16 protein-coding genes are annotated in these 17,200 nt (G+C 72.0%); 10 read left to right on the top strand and 6 right to left on the bottom strand.

What is annotated here, in order from left to right; all coding sequences use genetic code 11:
• Nucleotides 1-24 precede the first annotated feature (24 nt).
• From ADL15_RS33880 to ADL15_RS54585, 5 genes are all read right to left on the bottom strand, one after another.
• A complete protein-coding gene (locus ADL15_RS33880; RefSeq protein ID WP_067699661.1) occupies nt 25-723 on the bottom strand; it encodes a DUF6518 family protein in 699 nt (232 codons plus the stop codon).
• A 97-nt stretch (nt 724-820) separates the two neighbouring features.
• The gene (locus tag ADL15_RS33875) at nt 821-1,876 is read right to left on the bottom strand and encodes an OmpA family protein (protein WP_067699659.1); all 1,056 of its coding nucleotides are present in this window, start codon (nt 1,874-1,876) and stop codon (nt 821-823) included.
• Nucleotides 1,873-2,511, bottom strand: coding sequence for a helix-hairpin-helix domain-containing protein (locus ADL15_RS52005; protein ID WP_157441772.1), 639 nt, complete (start codon nt 2,509-2,511; stop codon nt 1,873-1,875). Before ADL15_RS52005 ends, ADL15_RS33875 begins: the two co-directional genes overlap by 4 nt.
• A gap of 208 nt (nt 2,512-2,719) precedes the next feature.
• A complete protein-coding gene (gene lexA, locus ADL15_RS33865) occupies nt 2,720-3,361 on the bottom strand; it encodes a transcriptional repressor LexA (protein WP_067699655.1) in 642 nt (213 codons plus the stop codon).
• A 108-nt stretch (nt 3,362-3,469) separates the two neighbouring features.
• Complete coding sequence (locus ADL15_RS54585) at nt 3,470-3,637, bottom strand: hypothetical protein (RefSeq protein WP_198171127.1); 168 nt, start codon at nt 3,635-3,637, stop codon at nt 3,470-3,472.
• 109 nt (nt 3,638-3,746) lie between these two features.
• Here ADL15_RS54585 and ADL15_RS33855 point away from each other — a divergent pair, with 109 nt between their 5' ends.
• The 4 genes from ADL15_RS33855 to ADL15_RS33840 all read left to right on the top strand — a co-directional run bounded on the left by ADL15_RS33855 (nt 3,747) and on the right by ADL15_RS33840 (nt 9,001).
• Nucleotides 3,747-5,015 (top strand): sensor histidine kinase, encoded by a 1,269-nt coding sequence (locus ADL15_RS33855; RefSeq protein ID WP_067699651.1) that lies wholly within the window; start codon nt 3,747-3,749, stop codon nt 5,013-5,015.
• Nucleotides 5,003-5,668, top strand: a complete 666-nt coding sequence (locus ADL15_RS33850; RefSeq protein WP_067699650.1) for a response regulator transcription factor — start codon at nt 5,003-5,005, stop codon at nt 5,666-5,668. Before ADL15_RS33855 ends, ADL15_RS33850 begins: the two co-directional genes overlap by 13 nt.
• Before the next feature lie 109 nt (nt 5,669-5,777).
• Nucleotides 5,778-6,512 (top strand): ABC transporter ATP-binding protein, encoded by a 735-nt coding sequence (locus ADL15_RS33845; RefSeq protein WP_232344724.1) that lies wholly within the window; start codon nt 5,778-5,780, stop codon nt 6,510-6,512.
• The gene (locus tag ADL15_RS33840) at nt 6,509-9,001 is read left to right on the top strand and encodes an ABC transporter permease (protein WP_067699646.1); all 2,493 of its coding nucleotides are present in this window, start codon (nt 6,509-6,511) and stop codon (nt 8,999-9,001) included. The genes ADL15_RS33845 and ADL15_RS33840 overlap by 4 nt, the downstream gene beginning before the upstream one ends.
• Before the next feature lie 54 nt (nt 9,002-9,055).
• Here the strand turns inward: ADL15_RS33840 and ADL15_RS56620 are convergent, their stop codons facing one another.
• Nucleotides 9,056-10,279 (bottom strand): chitosanase, encoded by a 1,224-nt coding sequence (locus ADL15_RS56620; protein ID WP_067699644.1) that lies wholly within the window; start codon nt 10,277-10,279, stop codon nt 9,056-9,058.
• Nucleotides 10,280-10,457: 178 nt separating this feature from the next.
• Between ADL15_RS56620 and ADL15_RS33830 the strand changes: the two genes are divergently transcribed.
• The 6 genes from ADL15_RS33830 to ADL15_RS33805 are packed head-to-tail and all read left to right on the top strand — an operon-like array spanning nt 10,458 to nt 17,037.
• Nucleotides 10,458-11,633 carry an ROK family transcriptional regulator gene (locus ADL15_RS33830; RefSeq protein ID WP_067699639.1) on the top strand — a complete coding sequence of 392 codons (1,176 nt, stop codon included), beginning with the start codon at nt 10,458-10,460 and terminating at the stop codon, nt 11,631-11,633.
• 28 nt (nt 11,634-11,661) lie between these two features.
• Entirely contained in the window at nt 11,662-12,978 is a 1,317-nt protein-coding gene (locus tag ADL15_RS33825) for an ABC transporter substrate-binding protein (RefSeq protein ID WP_067699638.1), read from the top strand.
• A 3-nt stretch (nt 12,979-12,981) separates the two neighbouring features.
• Nucleotides 12,982-13,905, top strand: a complete 924-nt coding sequence (locus ADL15_RS33820) for a carbohydrate ABC transporter permease (RefSeq protein WP_067699637.1) — start codon at nt 12,982-12,984, stop codon at nt 13,903-13,905.
• Nucleotides 13,902-14,792 carry a carbohydrate ABC transporter permease gene (locus tag ADL15_RS33815; RefSeq protein WP_067699636.1) on the top strand — a complete coding sequence of 297 codons (891 nt, stop codon included), beginning with the start codon at nt 13,902-13,904 and terminating at the stop codon, nt 14,790-14,792. The genes ADL15_RS33820 and ADL15_RS33815 overlap by 4 nt, the downstream gene beginning before the upstream one ends.
• Nucleotides 14,789-16,045 (top strand): family 4 glycosyl hydrolase, encoded by a 1,257-nt coding sequence (locus tag ADL15_RS33810; RefSeq protein WP_067699635.1) that lies wholly within the window; start codon nt 14,789-14,791, stop codon nt 16,043-16,045. Before ADL15_RS33815 ends, ADL15_RS33810 begins: the two co-directional genes overlap by 4 nt.
• Nucleotides 16,042-17,037, top strand: coding sequence for an N-acetylglucosamine kinase (locus tag ADL15_RS33805; protein WP_067699848.1), 996 nt, complete (start codon nt 16,042-16,044; stop codon nt 17,035-17,037). The genes ADL15_RS33810 and ADL15_RS33805 overlap by 4 nt, the downstream gene beginning before the upstream one ends.
• Nucleotides 17,038-17,200: the final 163 nt, after the last annotated feature.

The following is a 17,200-nucleotide window of genomic DNA, read 5'->3' as shown; positions in this document are numbered from 1 at the left end:
CCGTGGGGAGGCGGCCCACCGGGATCAGCGGAAGCCGGCCAGGCCGAGCAGCACGACGCCGGCCGCGGTCAGCGGCAGGGCGAGAAGCAGGACCAGACCGCGGCGGGTCCAGGTCCGCGTGATCATCACGGTGATCCCGAGACCGATGACGATCACAACAACGGTGTACGACGTGAGCTCGGCGACCGGGTACGAAGGATCACCGATCCGGCGGGCCTGGAGCACCGCCTCGGCGAACAGCACCGAGCCGGGCAGGGCGAGCGCGACGGTGCTGAGCCACGCGGCGGCACGCCCGGGCCGGCCGCCGGAGGTGCCGCTGCCGGGAACACGGCCCGCGTCCGCACGCCCGGGGGTGCTGCCGGAGTGCTCGCGGGCCAGCATGCCGCCGGCGCCGAAGACCGCACCGGCGATCACGCCGAAGGCCATCCACAGCAGGGCGTTGGCGTTGACCATGTTCGACCAGGCGTCGTGCTGGATCAGTGCCGCGGCCAGGTAGTAGCTCGGTACGGCGATCACGAGCTGGGCCGCCGCCGCTGCCACGCTGACCGGCAGGCTCCAGCGGTGACCGAAGGTGAGCAGGAACGCCGCCACCGCCCACACCGCCATCGAGTTGCCGAGCCCGCCGAACGGGCCCGGCACGTACTTGATCCAGACGAAGTCCAGGGACCCCAGCAGCACGCCGGTCACCGGTGCCGCCACGACCGCACTGCGCATGATCTTCATGACTGAGGATGCTAGGAACGCGGACGCGGCCACACATCACACTCCGGTCGGACCCGGCCCTCCGGCGCCTCTGCCGAAAGGCTGATCCGCACGGGGGTCAACGGGTCACGGTCAGGTCGACGCGACGGTTCATGGCGCGGTGCTCGGGGGTGTCGTTGGCGACCTTCGGCTGCGCCTCGCCGTGGCCGGCCACCGTCAGGCGGTCCGCGGCGACACCCTCCTCGATCAGGCCGGTCCGTACCGCGTCGGCGCGGTCCCGGCTCAGCGCCAGGTTCATCGCCTTCGGGCCGCGCGAGTCGGTGTGGCCGTCGACGCGGATGGTGGCGCTCGGGTTGGCGGCGAGGAGGTCCGCGATGGTCCGCAGGGACTTCCGCGACTCCGGGGTCAGGGTGGCGCCGTCGGTGCGGAACGTCAGCGGGGGCACCGCGGCGAGTTGCGGTTGCAGGGCGGCCACCGTCATCCGGTCGGTGACCGGGGCGCCGAGGCGCTGGGCGGCCGCGGTCAGCGCGGTGTGCACGGTCTCGGCCGGGGTGGTGCCGGTGAGGGTCAGGGCGCCGGCTTCCCATCGTACGGAGAAAGTGGCGGCCCGGGCCGGCAGCAACCGCAGCAGGGACGGCAACCCGGTGAGCGTGGGGTCGGCGGTGACGGTGTCCGCGACGGTGAAGCGGTCGTCGGTCCCGGCCGGGCCGAACGCCGCGGCGGTGGCGTCGTGCAGCGCGGTCCGCAACTCGGCGTCCGCGACGGTGCCGGTGAGCACGGCGTGGCCCTGGGACGCGACCAGCAGGAAGGTCGGCGGGATGCGCACCGGAGCGGCCGGAACGACCCTGGTGTGCACGGTGCGGACCCCGGTGACCGCCGCGACGACGGTTCGGGCACGGTCGGCTTCGGCCGGCGAATCGGCGTTCACTTCGGCGTCGCGGCCGGTGAACGAGACTTCGGTCTTCTGCTGGCCGGCGGCGGCCAGCGCCCGGGTGGCGCGGTCGGTGAGGTCGTTCTCGATGCGGTGCCGCTGCGGGCCGAGCTGAACGGTGAGGAGCGCGGCGAGGCCGATCACCGCGATCAGCGCGGCGAACCAGAGCCGCCGGACGCCGGCGTGGTCCGGGCGGGTGAAGCGCGGCCGCCGCCGGGCGTCGTTGGTCTGCACCCCGATCATCGGACGATCTCCGCGTCCCGGCCGGCAGCGGCCTGGTCCCGGCCGGCGGTCGGTGGGCCGGCTGGGCGCGGCGAAGGACGCCGGGTGGTGGCGGCGGTAAGTGAATCGGGGTTCGGGGAGCGGGCCGGGTCGGTGTCGCGGCCGGCGATCAGGCGGGCGGTGAGTTCGGCGAAGGCCTCCTCGTCGCCGTCGGCGATCAGGCGGGCCTGGCGGCTCCAGGTGACCAGGCTGGGGGCGAAGCTGAGACCGGCCGCCCGGATGGCGGAGCGTTTGGTGTCGTCGTCGCTCTCGGCGAGCTGGGCGAACGAGTGGATCCCGGCGGCACGCAGGGCGTCGGCCATCTTCGGGCCGATTCCCTCGATCCGCTCCAATTCCTCATCGGCCACCGGCGTTCCCGCCGCGGCGCTTTCCGTCACCGTGGCGGGGGACGCCTTTTCGGCCGAAAGCGCCTTTTCCGGTGATACCTTTTCCGGAGTCCTCAGATTGCTTTCCGATTTCTCCGGCGCTGCGGCAAAGGTCGGTTCCGGCGTGGTGCCGCGGCGACCGGTAAAGCGTGCGCTGAGGCGTCCGACAAGCACGCCGAGCAGGAAGGCGAGCAGGATGAAAACGAGCGATTGGCCGATGAACCAGGTCATGCTGACCTCCGGAAACGGGCGCGGTGAAGCGCCGTCGAACAGGACGGGAAACCGCACGGAATGCCTGCATGCAATAGGCGTTCACGGATAGCATGCGGTGCCGGTTTCCCGCGTCCGGGAGCCGTTACATGATCAGAATAGGGCCATCATCTGCACATTGCAAAATGGACAGAGGTGTGCTGTGCGTAAACGATTGTTGCCGTTTCTGTCACACGCTGCGGAGTACCGAAACGACTTTGCCGAGAATGACCGCGTGGTCACCGTCGATGTCTGAGTAGGCCGGGTTGCGCGGCTCGAGGATCACGTGGCCGCCACGGCGCCGGAACACCTTGACCGTCGCCTCGTCGTCGATCATCGCGGCCACGATGTCGCCGTTGAACGCCTCGGGCTGCTGCTTCACCACGACCAGGTCGCCGTCACAGATCGCCGCGTCGATCATCGAGTCGCCGCGCACCCGTAGCGCGAACAGGGCGCCGCCCTTGCCGACCAGTTCGCGCGGGAGGGACAGCATCTCGTCCGCGCTCTGCTGGGCCAGGATCGGCGCGCCGGCCGCGATGTCGCCCAGCACCGGTACGCCGATCGTCGTCGTCTCCCGGTGCGGCTGCTCGTCCGCGCGCAGGAACATCCGGATGTCGACCGGCCGGGTCGAGCGCCCGCGCCGCAGGAACCCGTGGTCCTCGAGGGCGCGCAGGTGCCGGGCCACCGTGGTGGTGGACAGCCGGACCGCGTCGGCGATCTCCCTGGTGGAGGGCGAGTAGCCGTGCCGGAGGGCCCCGTCGCGGATGACGGTGAGGATCCGGCGCTGCCGCTCGGTCAGGATCGAGGTGTCGAGTTCGTCATCCGCTAGCACCCCGGAATCTTCCCCGATCCGCGTTCCCCACCGCGACCGGGCTCGCCGCAGTCCCCTGTCGAACAACCGGAACGAGGTCAGCGGCCCGGCCCGGACAACCGCAACGGGTCAGCGGTGCCGGTAGTGGTGTGCCGCGAGGACGACGGCGCAGGCCAGTGTCACCAGGCCGAAGCCGAGACCGACGACGACGCTGACGTCCAGGCTGGACGCGACCGCGTTCGCGGCCACGCTGAGGATCAGCAGCAGCCAGAGCGCGGGACGCCACCAGGAAGTCATGGCTCCCACGCTAGGGACCGCCCGGCCGCCCGGCGATCCCACCAGCGCGTCTCTGCTGGTACAGCCTGCTGTACTGCCCCGGCACCAGCGGCCACCTATCGTCAGACGGATGCCGCAGAAAAGACGGACGCCGCAGAAGAGCAGGCCCCGGCGTGACTACCTCGTCGAGCGGCTCCGGATCAGCGTCGACGCCCTCGAACACGTCGTCGGCGGCCTCGGCACCTCGCTGCTCGCCCTGACCGCGCTGGTCTGGCTGCTGATGGTCGCCGCCGCGAGCCTGCTCGGCGTCGGCCTGCTGCTCGCGCCGACGGTCCCCCGGGTCACCCGCGCGGTCGCCGACCGGGAACGCGCCCGGCTCACCCGCTGGGGCCCGGCGGTGATCGGCCCGCCACCGCTGCCACCGGCCGTCCGGGACGCCCTGCGCGACCCGGCGGTCCGCCGTGAGCTGGCCTGGCTGGCCGGGCACGGCACGGCCGGCTTCCTGCTCGGCGCGATCGGGATCACCCTGCCGATCTACGCCGTCGAGAACGGCACGTTCCCGCTCTGGTACCGCGCGCTCGACCCGGACCAGGGCGGCCCCGGGATGATCTGGTGGCGGATCGACGGGCTCGCCGACGCGCTCGGCGTGTGGCTGATCGGGGTCGGCTTCGCGGCCGTCGTGATCGGACTCGGTCCGGCGATCGCCCGGCTGCAGGCGCTCCCCGGCCGGCGGCTGCTCGGGCCGGCCGGTGACGTCGACCTGTCCCGGCGGGTCGCCGAGCTGACCGCGACCCGGGCCGCCGCCCTCGACGCGCACGCCGCCGAGCTGCGCCGGATCGAGCGCTCCCTGCACGACGGCACGCAGAACCGTCTGGTGGCGCTGACCGTACTGGTGGGTGCGGCCCGGCGGGCGGCGGACCGCAACCCGGACGCGGTCGCGGACATCCTGGACCGCGCGCAGGAAGCCGGCGAGCAGGCCCTGGCCGAGCTGCGCGCGGTGGTCCGCGGGATCCTGCCGCCGGTGCTCGACGACCGGGGTCTGGCCGGTGCGCTCGCCGGGCTGGCCGGCACCTGCGCGGTGCCGTGCCGGCTCGAGGTGGACGTGCCCGGCCGGTGTGCGGTCTCGGTCGAGGCGACCGCGTACTTCGTGGTCGCCGAGGCGCTGACCAACCTGGTGAAGCACAGCGGCGCGGTCTCGGCCGCGGTCACCGTGCGGCGCGACGGCGACCGGCTGCGCCTGCGGATCAGCGACGACGGCACCGGCGGCGCGGACGAGGACGGCGGCACCGGGCTGCGCGGCATCCGGCGCCGGGTCGAGGCCTACGATGGCCGCTTCGTGATGGTCAGCCCGCCGGGCGGCCCGACGACGATGGACGTGGAGCTGCCGTGCGGATCGTGATCGCCGAGGACGACCCGCTGCTGCGCGAGGGCCTGGCGCTGCTGCTGCGGGCCGAGGGTCTGGAGGTGGTCGCCACCGCCGACGGGCCGGGCACGTTCCTGGACGCGGTCGGCGAGCACCGGCCGGACGTCGCGATCGTCGACGTGCGGATGCCGCCCACGCACACCGACGAGGGGATCGTGGCCGCCGTCGAGGCGCGCCGCCGGCAGCCGGGCCTGGCCGTGCTGGTGCTGTCCGCGTATGTCGAGCAGGCGTTCGCCACCGACCTGCTGGCCCGGGGCAGCGCCGGGCTCGGCTACCTGCTCAAGGAACGGGTCGGCCGGGTCGAGGAGTTCCTCACCGCCCTGCACCGGGTGGCCGCCGGTGGCACCGCGGTCGACCCGGAGGTGGTCGGGCAGCTGCTGGCCCGGTCCCGCCCGGACAGCGGGCTGGCCCAGCTCAGCCCGCGCGAGACCGAGGTGCTCGCGGTGATGGCCGAGGGGCTGGGCAACTCCGCGATCGCCGAGCGGCTGGTCATCACGGACGGGGCGGTGCACAAACACATCCGCAGCATCTTCGCCAAGCTCGGCCTGGCGCCCGACGACCGCGCCGACCGCCGGGTGACCGCCGTGCTGCGCTACCTGGACGGCCCGCCGGGACAGCCCCGGGGGTAGCGCCTGCTGTACCTGGATCGTGGTGCCAGCGTCATTTCGCGGGCCGGGCGATCGGCGAAGACTTTCCGGCGTGAACAGCCAGCGAACCTCCGTCCCCGATGAGCCCGCGGTGCGAGTCCAGGGGCTCACCCGCACCTACGCGTCCGACGGGGAGCCGGTCCGGGCGCTGGCCGGCGTCGACGCCGCCTTCCTCCGGGGCACCTTCACCGCGATCATGGGCCCGTCCGGCTCCGGCAAGAGCACCCTGCTGCAGGCGGCGGCCGGCCTGGACCGGCCGACCGCGGGCAGCGTCTGGATCGGTGACACCGAGCTGTCCCGGCTCTCCGAGACCCGGCTGACCGAGCTGCGCCGGGGCCGGATCGGTTTCGTCTTCCAGGCGTTCAACCTGATCGGCGCGCTGACCGTCGAGGAGAACATCCTGTTGCCGCTGCGCCTGTCCGGCGTCCGGCCCGACCGCGCCTGGATCGCGCGGGTGGTCGAGCGGGTCGGGCTCGGTGAGCGGCTGCGGCATCGGCCGTCCGCGCTCTCCGGCGGCCAGCAGCAGCGGGTCGCGATCGCCCGGGCGCTGGCCACCCGTCCGGAAGTGATCTTCTGCGACGAGCCGACCGGCGCGCTCGACACCACCACCGCGGCCGAGGTGCTCGCTCTGCTGCGCGGGGTGGTCGACGAGCACGGGCAGACCGTCGTGATGGTCACCCACGACCCGGTGGCCGCGTCCTGGGCCGACCGGGTGATCGTGCTGGCCGACGGGCGGCTGGTGCACGACATGCCACAGCCGGGCGCGGAGCGGATCGCCGAGCACCTGGCCGCCCTGGGCCGCAAGCGCGCGGTGGGTGCCCGATGACCACGCTCGCCGCGCGCCTGCTGCGCGCCCGCCCCGGTTCCTCGGCCGCCACCCTGCTCGCGCTCACGCTCGGCGCGTTGATCCTGACCGCGATGGGCGTCCTGGTCGAGTCCGGGCTGCGCTATCACCCCGAGCCGGTCCGCTATGCCGCCGCCGATCTGGTGGTCGCCCGGCCGGACACCACGTTCACCAGCAAGGAGTTCGACGGGGAGACCTATCGGAGCACGGTGGCGCTGCCCGAGGGCGGGACGGTGCCGGTCGCGCTGGCCGGGACGATCCGCGACCTGCCGGGCGTCGCGGCGGTCGCGGTGGACGAGAACATCCCGGTGGTCACCGCCGACGGCTCGCTCGCGGCGGGCCGGGGCTGGGGGAGTGCGATCCTTTCACCGTACGAGCTGACAGCCGGCCGCGCGCCCGGCCGTGAGGACGAGGTGGTGCTCGACGCGGGTGCCGCCGGGGGTGCGCTGCCGGGTTCCCGGGTGGGGCTGGTGGTGGGCGGGGTGCTCCGGTCGTACGAGATCAGTGGTCTTGTCACCGGGACCGGGACGGCCACGGCTTTCTTCACCGACGCGCACGCCGCGGCACTGGCCCCGCGCAGCGGCGGGGTGACCGCGATCGGCGTGCTCGCCGCGCCCGGCACCGACGTCGCCGACCTGCGTGCCCGGATCGAAGCGGTCGCCGGTGACGCGCGGGTGCTGACCGGAACTGATCGCGGCCTGGCGGAACGGTCGGCGGATCGCGCGGCGGCCGGCCTGCTGATCCAGATCGGCGCCTCGTTCGGGGGCTACGTCGCGCTGCTGATCGTCTTCGTGGTCGCCGCGACCGTCGGGCTCTCGGTCCGGCACCGCCGCCGCGACCTGGCCCTGCTCCGGGCCGTGGCGGCCACCCCGGGCCAGGTCCGCCGCATGATCATGGCGGAGTCGGCGCTGATCGGCCTGGTCGCCGCGGTGCTCGGCGTGCCGGGCGGCCTGGTCGCGGCCCGCTGGCTGACCGGCGAGCTGACCGGGCGCGGGTTCCTGCCGGCCAGCTTCCCGATGCTTCCCGGTGTGCTCGCCGCGCCCGCCGCGGCCGGCGTCGTGCTGGTGTCGGCGGTGCTGGCCGGGCTGCTCGCCGCCCGCCGGATCAGCGCCGTCAAGCCCGCCGAGGCGCTGGGCGAGGCCGCCGCCGAACCGACCGGCGGTGGCCGCACCCGGCTGATCGGCGGCCTGGTCGCGCTGGTCGCGGCGGCCTCGGCGGCGGTGGCCGCGGTCGCGGTGAGCGGGCAGACCGCGATGGGCGCGGCGCTCGGCATGCTGTACCTGTTCGTCCTCGCCGTCGCGCTGCTCGCACCGTGGATCACGAATGCGGCCGCCCGGCTGCTGACCCCGGTGTTGCGGACGGGGTTCGGGACCGGCGGCTACCTGGCGGCGGCCAACCTGCGGGCGAACGCCCGGGGCTCGGCGACCGTGCTGACCTCGCTGGTGCTCGCGGTCGGGTTCGGCGGTTCGGTGTGGTTCCTGCAGAACAACCTGGAACGTCAGGCGGTCGCCGAGAGCCGGTCCGGCCTGCTCGCCTCGCGGGCCCTGGTGTCGGGTGCGGGCCTGTCCGGGTCGGCGCTGGCCGAGGTCCGCGCGATCCCCGGGGTCCGCTCGGCGACCCCGGTCCGGCACACCACCGTGCTGGCCCCGCTGATGGGCGACGGTGAGTCGATCGGCGCCCGGGCGGTCGACCCGGCCACCGCGGGCGCGGCCCTCGACCTCGACGTCACCGCGGGCTCGCTGGCCGGCCTGGGTGAGGGCGCCGTCGCGGTGTCGCGCACCCAGTCGTCGATGTTCGGCTGGGACCTGGGCGACGACGTCGAGCTGCGGCTCGGCGACGGCGCCGCCGTGCACGCCCGGGTCGTCGCGATCTACCGGCGCGGCCTCGGCTTCGGCGACGTGGTGCTGCCCCTGTCGACGGTCGCCGGGCACACCGCGACGAACCTCGACGACGAGATCCTGGTCAGCGCACCGGCCTCGGCCGACACCGCGCTGCGGGCGGTCGCCGCCCGGCACCCGGGCAGCACCGTGGTCGACGCCGCCGCGCTGACCGGCGGCCTGGCGAAGGACCTGGCGCTGAGCGCCTGGCTGAACCGCCTCCTGATCGGAGTGATGGTCGGCTACACGGTGGTCGCGGCGGCCAACACCATGGTGATGGCCGCCCTCGCGCGGCGCCGGGAGCTGGCCCTGCTGCGCCTGGTCGGGGTGACCCGGCGTCAGGTCCGGCGGATGGTGAACGCGGAACAGTTCGGGCTGCTCGGCACCGCCGTGGTGCTCGGCGGGTCGATCGCCGCGCTGACCCTGAGCAGCGTGGTCCGGGCGCTGACCGGCAGCCCGGTGCCGTACGTGCCGCCGCTGGGCGCGGTGGTCGTGCTCGGCGGGACGACGATCCTGGCGCTGGCCACGACGGTGCTGCCGATCGCCCGGTTGCTGCGGGTGCCGCCGATCGAGCACATCGGCATCAAGGAATAAGGGGGGTGGGTGGGGCCGGACGAGGGGGTGTCCGGCCCCACCCACGAGGGGGTGTCAGCCGATGTGGAACGAGTCGCCGTAGACCTTGAAGTCCAGCGGCGTGTTCAGGTCGAAGTTGCCGTTGTTGAGGAAGACCCGCTGGGCCGTGTCGATCCGCGACACGTCCGAGTGCGCCTCCTCCTTCTTCATCTCGACGACCCGCTCGTCCATGAACGCGTTCAGCCAGGCGCGCTCGTCGCCGCCCTGCGCCGGCGGCTTGGCCTTCTTGAGCGCGCGGGTCCGGATGGACCGCATGCCCTCGTAGCCGTGCACCACCGAGGCGTCGTAGTAGGCGAACTGCCCGAGGGCGCGGACGCCGTCGGACTTGCCGTCACGGACCGACGGGTTGAAGTACACCCGGTCCCGCTCGGACTCCTGCGCGGCCTGGAACACCGAGTCGGCCGCCGCGGTCTTCCAGTCCCTGGTGAAGTTGGGGTCGAGCCCGGCGTGCGACTCGGTCCCGTTGACGTTGCGCAGCGCCGGCAGGTATTTCGCCAGCACGTTCGACGGCTTGGTGGCGGTGTACGCCTCGACCAGCTCGAGCATGTCACCGGTGCCCGAGCAGAAGCCGATGATGCCGGCCGTGTAGCCCCGGCCGTCCTTGATGTCCTCGATGTAGGAGAACTGGGCGCGCCAGTTCAGCGAGGAGTTCTCGGCCGCCGAGACGATCTGCATGGCGACGTCCTTCTTCGCCGGATCGTCGAGGTTCTTGCCGGTCGGTGCCGCCGTGGTCGACGTGGGCGTGGGGCTGGTCGGGCTGGTGCCGCCGGGCAGGACCCAGGTCTGGTTCGCGGTGGTGGAACACGTCCAGATCTGCAGCCGGGCGCCGTTGGCGGTGCTCTTGTCCGTCACGTCCAGGCACTTGCCGGAACCGGCGTTGACCAGGGTGCCGTTGGTGAACGTCCACTTCTGGGCGCCGGTGGCGTTGCAGTCGTACAGCTGGATCTTGGCGCCGTTCGCGGTGGCGGCGGCGGTCACGTCCAGGCACTTGCCCAGCGAGCGGATGGTCTGGTCGGTGTTGCCGACCGACCACTGCTGTGCGGCCGAATTGTTGCAGTCGTAGAGCTGGATCGCGGCTCCGTTGGTGCTCGAGGCACCGGCGACATCGATGCATTTGCCACCGAGGCCCTTGATCGGTCCGGCCGTGGCAGCACTGGCCGGCAGCAGTCCGTAGATCACGGCCGCACCGGGGATGACCAGGCCTAACGTGGCGTAGAGGACTTTCCTGACGCGAGTCATGGCGCTCCTGAGAGAGGGGGGTGAGGGGGTCAGCGCGCGCGTTGGGGTCGGACTCTACGACTGTTAAGTTGGTTTATCAATCCCGGTCTATCAGGAAGATTCGACTCTTGACTCAGTCGATGGAGTGCCTCAGGATGAGCCAACTGTTAAACAACTTGCCTATCAACCGGGGGCCCCGATGACGCGTCTTGCCGGCTCGTCCAAGCTGCTCCGGGCCATGAACGAGAGCGCCGCGCTGGAGCTGCTGCTCGACCCGGGCAACCTCACCCGGGCCGATCTGCGCAAGCTGACCGCGCTCTCCACGCCGACCATCTCCGAGGTGCTGCGCCGGCTGACCGAGGCCGGACTGGTCACCGTCGTCGGGCACGCCAGCGGCCGGCCGGGCCCGAACGCCGAGGTCTACGCGGCCAACCCGGACGCCGCCTACGCGGCCGCCGTCTCGGTCCGCGACGTCGGCACCAGCGGCACCCCGTCGGTCGCGGCCGCGCTCTGCGACCTGACCGGCGAGGTCCGGGCCCGGTTCGAGTCCCGCGTCGACTTCCTCGGCGCCGACCCGGTGGCCGCGGTGTCCGATGTGGTCGCCCAGCTTCGCGAGCAGGCCGGCATCCCGGCCGAGCGGCTGCGGCACGTGCAGCTCGGCGTGCCCGGGTCGTACGACCCGCGGACCGGGACGATCCGCCTGGTCGACGTGCCCGGCTTCGGCCGTCCCGGCCTGGTGCCCGCGATCGCCGCGGCGCTCGGCACGGACGTCGGCGTCGACAACGACGTCAACCTGGCCGCGGTCGCCGAGCGCCGGCGCGGCGCGGGCCGGGACACGGAGAACTTCGCGCTGCTCTGGATCGGCCAGGACGGCCTCGGTCTGGCCATCGACATCAACGGGACGCTGCTGCGCGGCACCCGCGGAGGCGCCGGCGAGATCGGGTACGTGCCGCTGTACTCACCCGACTCACCGCACCGCAAGCTGGACCTGCAGGACCTGTTCGGCGGCGCCGCGATCATGGAGCTGGCCCGGGACACCGGTGTCGCCGGCGACACCCCCGCCGAGGTGGTCGCGGCCGCCGCCGCGGCCGGGCCCGGCGAGTTCCTGACCACCCTGGCCGACCGGATCGTGGTCGGCCTGGCCGCCGTGATCGCGGTGCTCGACCCCTATCTCGTGGTGCTCGCCGGCCCGATCGCCCAGGCCGGTGGCGACACCCTGCTCACCACGGTGACCACCGCGTTCCGGCGGGCCGCCCCGCTGGAGAGTTCGTTCGCGGTCACCACCATCGATGACGACGCGGTGCTGCTCGGCGCTCTCGACGCCGGTCTCGCCGCGGTCCGGGAAGCCTTGATCGTCGCCGTCCGCGACAGCTGATACCCCTCACCTTTCTTGAGAGGCTCACGTGAACAAACGGATCCCCCATACCCTTTTCACCCTCGGCGCCGCGGTCCTGCTGACCACGGCGTGCACCCCGGCTCCGAAGGAGAACAAGGTCGCCGACCCCGGCACCGCGGTCTCCGGGACGGTCGAGCTGTGGCACTTCTTCACCGAGCGTGAGGCCAGCGCGATCGACCAGGTGGTCAAGGACTTCACCGCCACCCACCCGAACATCACGGTGACGGTCAAGGCCGGTCAGGACGACTCCAAGGTCACCCAGGCGATCGGCGCCGGCAACGGGCCGGACGTCGGGCTCTCCTACTCCACCGACATCGTCGGCAAGTTCTGCTCGTCCGGCGCGTGGGTCGACCTCAAGCCGTACCTCGACCGGGACAAGGTGGACCTGAACCAGCTCAACGCGACCACGCGGTCGTACACCGAGTTCGACGGCAAGCGGTGCGCCATGCCGTTCCTGGCCGACGCGTACGGGATGTACTACAACAAGGACCTGTTCGCGAAGGCCGGCATCACGTCGCCGCCGAAGACCCTGGACGAGCTGACCGAGGACGCCAAGAAGCTGACCGTCCGCAGCCCGGACGGGTCGCTCAAGCAGGTCGGTTTCCTGCCGCTCTACGACTTCTACGAGAACGCCGCCGCGCACCTGGCCCCGGCCACCGGCGCGAAGTGGCTGACCGCCGACGGCAAGAGCGCGGTCGGCGCCGACCCGAACTGGAAGACCCTGCTCACCTGGCAGAAGAACCTGGTCGACTGGTACGGCTACGCGAACCTGACCAAGTTCAAGGCCAGCCTCGGCGACGAGTTCAGCGCCGACAACGCGTTCCAGAAGGGCCAGGTGGCGATCAACATCGACGCCGAGTACCGCCTGGCGTTCCTCAAGGACCAGTCCCCGGACCTCAAGTACGGCGTGGCACCGCTGCCCACCAGCGACCCGGCCCGCTACGGCGGCGGCTACGTCACCGGCAACATCATGGGCATCTCCAAGAACGCCAAGAACCCCGAGGCGGCCTGGGAGCTGATCAAGTACCTGACCACCGACGACGCCGCGGTGATCAAGCTGGCCGGACTGCTGAAGAACGTGCCGACCACAACCAAGGCGATCGCCGACCCGACGCTGAACGCGGACCCGGACTTCAAGACGTTCATCGACATCTTCAACAACCCGAACTCGATGACGTCGCCGCCGTCCGCGTCCGGACCGGCGTACCAGGAGACCTTCGGGCAGTTCCTGACCACCTACCAGTCCGGCAAGGTGCCCGACCTGGACAAGGGCCTGACCGAGGCGGACCAGAAGATCAACGGCGTCATGTCGCTGGGCGGCTGAGGCATGGGCGTCCGTCTCCGCCGGGGTGCGATCACGTTCTCCTTCCTGGCGCCCGCGCTGATCGGCATCGCGGCGTTCTTCGTCTACCCCCTGATCTCGGCGGTCTACTTCTCGTTCACGAAGTTCGACCTGCTCTCCGTGCCGCAGTGGGTGGGACTGGACAACTACCGGCGGATGGCGGACGACCCGTTCCTGCTCCAGGCGGTGCGTAACACGCTCTGGATGGTGGCGGTCTTCGTCCCGGTGCGGATCCTCGGCGCGATCGGCCTGTCGATGCTGCTCGTCCAGTTCAAACGGGGCGCCGGCATCTACCGGACGATCTTCTACCTGCCGGCCCTGATCCCGCCGGTGGCCGCCACCATCGCGTTCGTCTACCTGCTCAAGCCGGGCACCGGCCCGGTCAACCACCTGCTCGAGATGGTCGGCATCGACGGCCCGCTCTGGTTCAACTCACCGGCCTGGGCCAAGCCGTCGCTCGTCCTGCTCGGGCTGTGGGGCATCGGCGAGTTGATGATCATCTTCCTGGCGGCGGTGCTGGGCGTCCCGGAGAGCCTCTACGAGGCCGCGTCGCTGGACGGCGCGAACGCCTGGCACAAGTTCCGGTCGATCACGCTGCCGACGATCCGTCCGGTGATCCTCTTCGCGGCGGTCACCGGCGTGATCTACACGCTGCAGTACTTCGACCAGGCGGCGGTGGCCGGCTCGATCGCCAGCGGGCAGGCCACCGTCGGCGCCGGGATCTCCCAGTCCTTCGGCTATCCGGAGGGTTCCACGTTCACCTACCCGCTGTGGCTCTACACCGTCGGGTTCCGCTACAGCGCGCTCGGCTACGCGAACGCCCTCGCGATCGCGCTGTTCGCGGTCGCGCTCGGGGTCACCGTGATCCTGCTGCGCCGCGCCAAGGCGTTCTCCGGGGAGGAATCATGACGGCCCTGCTTGACCGGCTGCCGGACCGGCCGGCGGCGCCCGCCGCCGCGCCGCGTACCGAGAAGAGGCGGATCCGGCTCGACTGGATCGCCCGGCACAGCATCGCCATCGCCCTGGCGATCATGTTCCTGACGCCGGTCGTCTACCTGGTCCTGCTCTCGCTGATGACCAGCGACCAGGCCCTGACCAGCGATTACTGGCCGAACTCCTGGCACCCGGAGAACTACCTCAAGGTGTTCCAGGCGACGCCGCTGCCGCACTACCTGCTGAACACCATGATCTACGCGGTGTCGGCGACGGTGCTCACCCTGGCGTCCAGCGTGCCCGCCGCGTACGCCCTGGCGAAGCTGAAGTTCCGCGGCCGCAACCTGATGTTCCTCACGGTGATCTGCGTGATGATGCTCCCGCCGCAGGTGGTCACGGTCCCGCTCTACCTGATGTGGGCCCGCTACGGCCTGACCGGCTCGCTCTGGCCGCTGATCATCCCGACCCTGTTCGGCGACGCGTTCTGCATCTTCCTGCTCCGGCAGTTCCTGCTGACCATTCCGAGCGAATATCTCGACGCGGCCCGGGTGGACGGCTGCGGCGAGTGGCGCACCCTGCTGCGGGTGGTGCTGCCGATGGCCCGGCCGGGCATCGCGGCGGCCGGCCTGTTCCAGTTCTTCTTCTGCTGGAACGACTACTACGGTCCACTGCTCTACACCAGCGAGAACGAGAGCTCGTGGACGCTCTCGCTGGGCCTGGCCTCGTTCCGCACCGTGCACCACGTCGACTGGAATCTGGTCACCGCGGCGACGGTGCTGGCCATGGCCCCATTGATCATCATTTTCTTCTTCGCTCAGCGCTCGTTCGTGCAGGGCATCACACTGACAGGGTTCAAAGGATGAAGATCGCGGTCATCGGCGGCGGATCGACCTACACGCCCGAGCTGGTCGACGGGTTCGCCCGGCTCGGCTCGATGGTCTCCGAGCTCGTCCTGATCGACCCGGCCGCCGAACGGCTGGAGATCGTCGGGGCGTTCGCGGCCCGGATCTTCAAGCAGTACGGCCACCCGGGCACGGTGACCTGGACGACCGATCTGGACGCCGGGGTCACCGACGCCGACGCCGCGGTGATCCAGCTGCGGGTCGGCGGCCAGCAGGCCCGGATCACCGACGAGACGTTCCCGCTCGAGTGCGGCTGCGTCGGTCAGGAGACGACCGGCGCGGGCGGGCTGGCCAAGGCGCTGCGGACCGTACCGGTGATCCTGGACGTCGCGGAGCGGATCCGGGCGCGGGCCAAGCCCGGCGCGTGGATCGTCGACTTCACCAACCCGGTCGGGATCGTCACCCGGGCGCTGCTGGACGCCGGGCACAAGGCGGTCGGGCTGTGCAACGTGGCGATCGGGTTCCAGCGCCGGTTCGCCGCCCACCTGGGTGTCGCGCCGTCCGCGGTGGTCCTCGACCACGTCGGGCTGAACCACCTGACCTGGGAACGGGCCGCCTACGTGGACGGCGTCGACCGGCTCCCGGAGCTGATCTCCGCGCATCTCGACGAGATCGCCGGTGAGGTGGACGTGCCCGCCGAGATCATCACGATGCTCGGCAACGTGCCGTCGTACTACCTGTCGTACTTCTACAACCACGACAAACACGTGCGGGAGTCGCGGAACGTGCCGACCCGCGGGCAGCGGGTCGCCGAGATCGAGGCGATCCTGCTCGACATGTACCGCGACGTCACCCTCACCGAGAAGCCGGCGCTGCTCGGCGAACGCGGCGGCGCCTACTACTCGGAGGCCGCGGTCGGCCTGCTCGCCTCGCTCTTCGGCCTCGACGACGGCGCCGTGCACTCGGTGAACGTCCGCAACAACCTGATCCTGCCGTTTCTCCCGGCCGACGCGGTCATCGAGATCTCGGCCCGGGCGGGCCTCGAGGGCCCGGTTCCGCTGCCGGTCACCGCGGTCTCGCCCGACCTGGCCGCGCTCATCACACACACCTGGGGGTACGAGGAACTGGCGCTCGACGCGGCCCTGCGCGGCGGACGCGACCGGGTCTACCGGGCGCTGCTCGCGCACCCGCTGATCGGACAGCACGAATACGCCGACGCCCTCGCGGACAAGCTGATCGCGGCCGGTCGCAGCCACCTCGCGTGGGCGCGATGAGCGCGCTCTACCTGGCGGCCGACGGTGGCAACTCGAAGACCGACGTGGTCCTCGGCGACGCCTCCGGCGAGGTGCTCGCCGTGGTCCGCGGCGGCACGTCCTCGCCGCACAACATCGGCCTGACCGGCACCGTCCGGGTGTTGGGCGCCCTGTTCGAGGCGGCCCGGGCCCGGGCCGGGCTGGCACCGGACACCCCGATCGACACCGTCGCGGTGTACCTGGCCGGCGCCGACCTGCCGATCGAGGTGAGCCGGCTGCAGGAGGCGGTGTCCGGGCAGGGCTGGGGCCATCGCGCCCTGGTCGACAACGACTGTTTCGCCCTGCTCCGGGCCGGCACGTCGATGCCGGACGCGGTGACCGTGGTGTGCGGCGCGGGCACCAACTGCGTCGGGCGCTCCGCCGACGGCCGCACCGCCCGGTTCGTCGCGCTCGGCCCGATCTCGGGGGACTGGGGCGGCGGCCACGACCTGGCCGAGCACACGCTGCGCGAGGCGGCCCGGGGCGAGGACGGCCGCGGCCGCTCGACCGCGTTGTCCGCCGCGGTGGCCGCGCACTTCGGCCGGGCGTCCGTGGAGGAGGTCAGCATCGCCCTGCACCTGGGTGAGCTGCCGATGGACCGGATCCCGGAGCTGGCCCCGCTGCTGTTCGAGGTGGCCACGGCCGGCGACCAGGTGGCGTCCGCGCTGATCACCCGGCAGGCCGAGGAGATCCTGGCCCAGCACCGGGTGGCCGCCGGCCGGCTGAACCTGCTGGCCGCCCCGCACGCCCTGGTGCTCGGCGGCGGCGTCCTGCAGGCCCGGCACCCGTTGCTGCACGACCAGGTGGTCGCCGGTGCCCGCGCCCAGGCGCCGCTGGCCGAGGTCACCGTGCTCTCCGCCCCGCCGGTGGTCGGCGCCGCCCTGCTGGCCCTGGACACCCTGGACACCACCCCGGCCGCCGAGCCCACCCTGCGAGCCGCCATCACCCCCGCCAACCTCCTCACCCCGGTCTGACCCCAGCGGTGGTCCATGCCGCGGCGGAGCTCGCGGTTCCCGGCTGGTGCTCAGGGGTGTCTCAACGCCCTTGAGACACCCCTGAGCACCAGCCGGGGAAATGTCGGATCGAGGCCGCAGCTGTTGAGTGGGTCTTCCCGGGCGAGTACCGACGTCGGGTAGG

This window comes from Actinoplanes awajinensis subsp. mycoplanecinus (assembly GCF_001509495.1).
Taxonomy (GTDB): domain Bacteria; phylum Actinomycetota; class Actinomycetes; order Mycobacteriales; family Micromonosporaceae; genus Actinoplanes; species Actinoplanes palleronii.
Note: the sequence above shows the minus strand (reverse complement) of the source record. Positions and strands in the feature narration are given on the sequence as shown.

Coding starts and splice junctions, on each gene's coding strand:
- ADL15_RS33880 (WP_067699661.1), bottom strand. CDS start 723: ATGAAGATCATGCGCAGTGCGGTCGTGGCGGCACCGGTGACCGGCGTG.
- ADL15_RS33875 (WP_067699659.1), bottom strand. CDS start 1,876: ATGATCGGGGTGCAGACCAACGACGCCCGGCGGCGGCCGCGCTTCACC.
- ADL15_RS33815 (WP_067699636.1), top strand. CDS start 13,902: ATGACGGCCCTGCTTGACCGGCTGCCGGACCGGCCGGCGGCGCCCGCC.
- ADL15_RS33820 (WP_067699637.1), top strand. CDS start 12,982: ATGGGCGTCCGTCTCCGCCGGGGTGCGATCACGTTCTCCTTCCTGGCG.
- ADL15_RS54585 (WP_198171127.1), bottom strand. CDS start 3,637: ATGACTTCCTGGTGGCGTCCCGCGCTCTGGCTGCTGCTGATCCTCAGC.
- ADL15_RS33855 (WP_067699651.1), top strand. CDS start 3,747: ATGCCGCAGAAAAGACGGACGCCGCAGAAGAGCAGGCCCCGGCGTGAC.
- ADL15_RS33830 (WP_067699639.1), top strand. CDS start 10,458: ATGACGCGTCTTGCCGGCTCGTCCAAGCTGCTCCGGGCCATGAACGAG.
- ADL15_RS33810 (WP_067699635.1), top strand. CDS start 14,789: ATGAAGATCGCGGTCATCGGCGGCGGATCGACCTACACGCCCGAGCTG.
- ADL15_RS56620 (WP_067699644.1), bottom strand. CDS start 10,279: ATGACTCGCGTCAGGAAAGTCCTCTACGCCACGTTAGGCCTGGTCATC.
- ADL15_RS33840 (WP_067699646.1), top strand. CDS start 6,509: ATGACCACGCTCGCCGCGCGCCTGCTGCGCGCCCGCCCCGGTTCCTCG.
- ADL15_RS33805 (WP_067699848.1), top strand. CDS start 16,042: ATGAGCGCGCTCTACCTGGCGGCCGACGGTGGCAACTCGAAGACCGAC.
- ADL15_RS52005 (WP_157441772.1), bottom strand. CDS start 2,511: ATGACCTGGTTCATCGGCCAATCGCTCGTTTTCATCCTGCTCGCCTTC.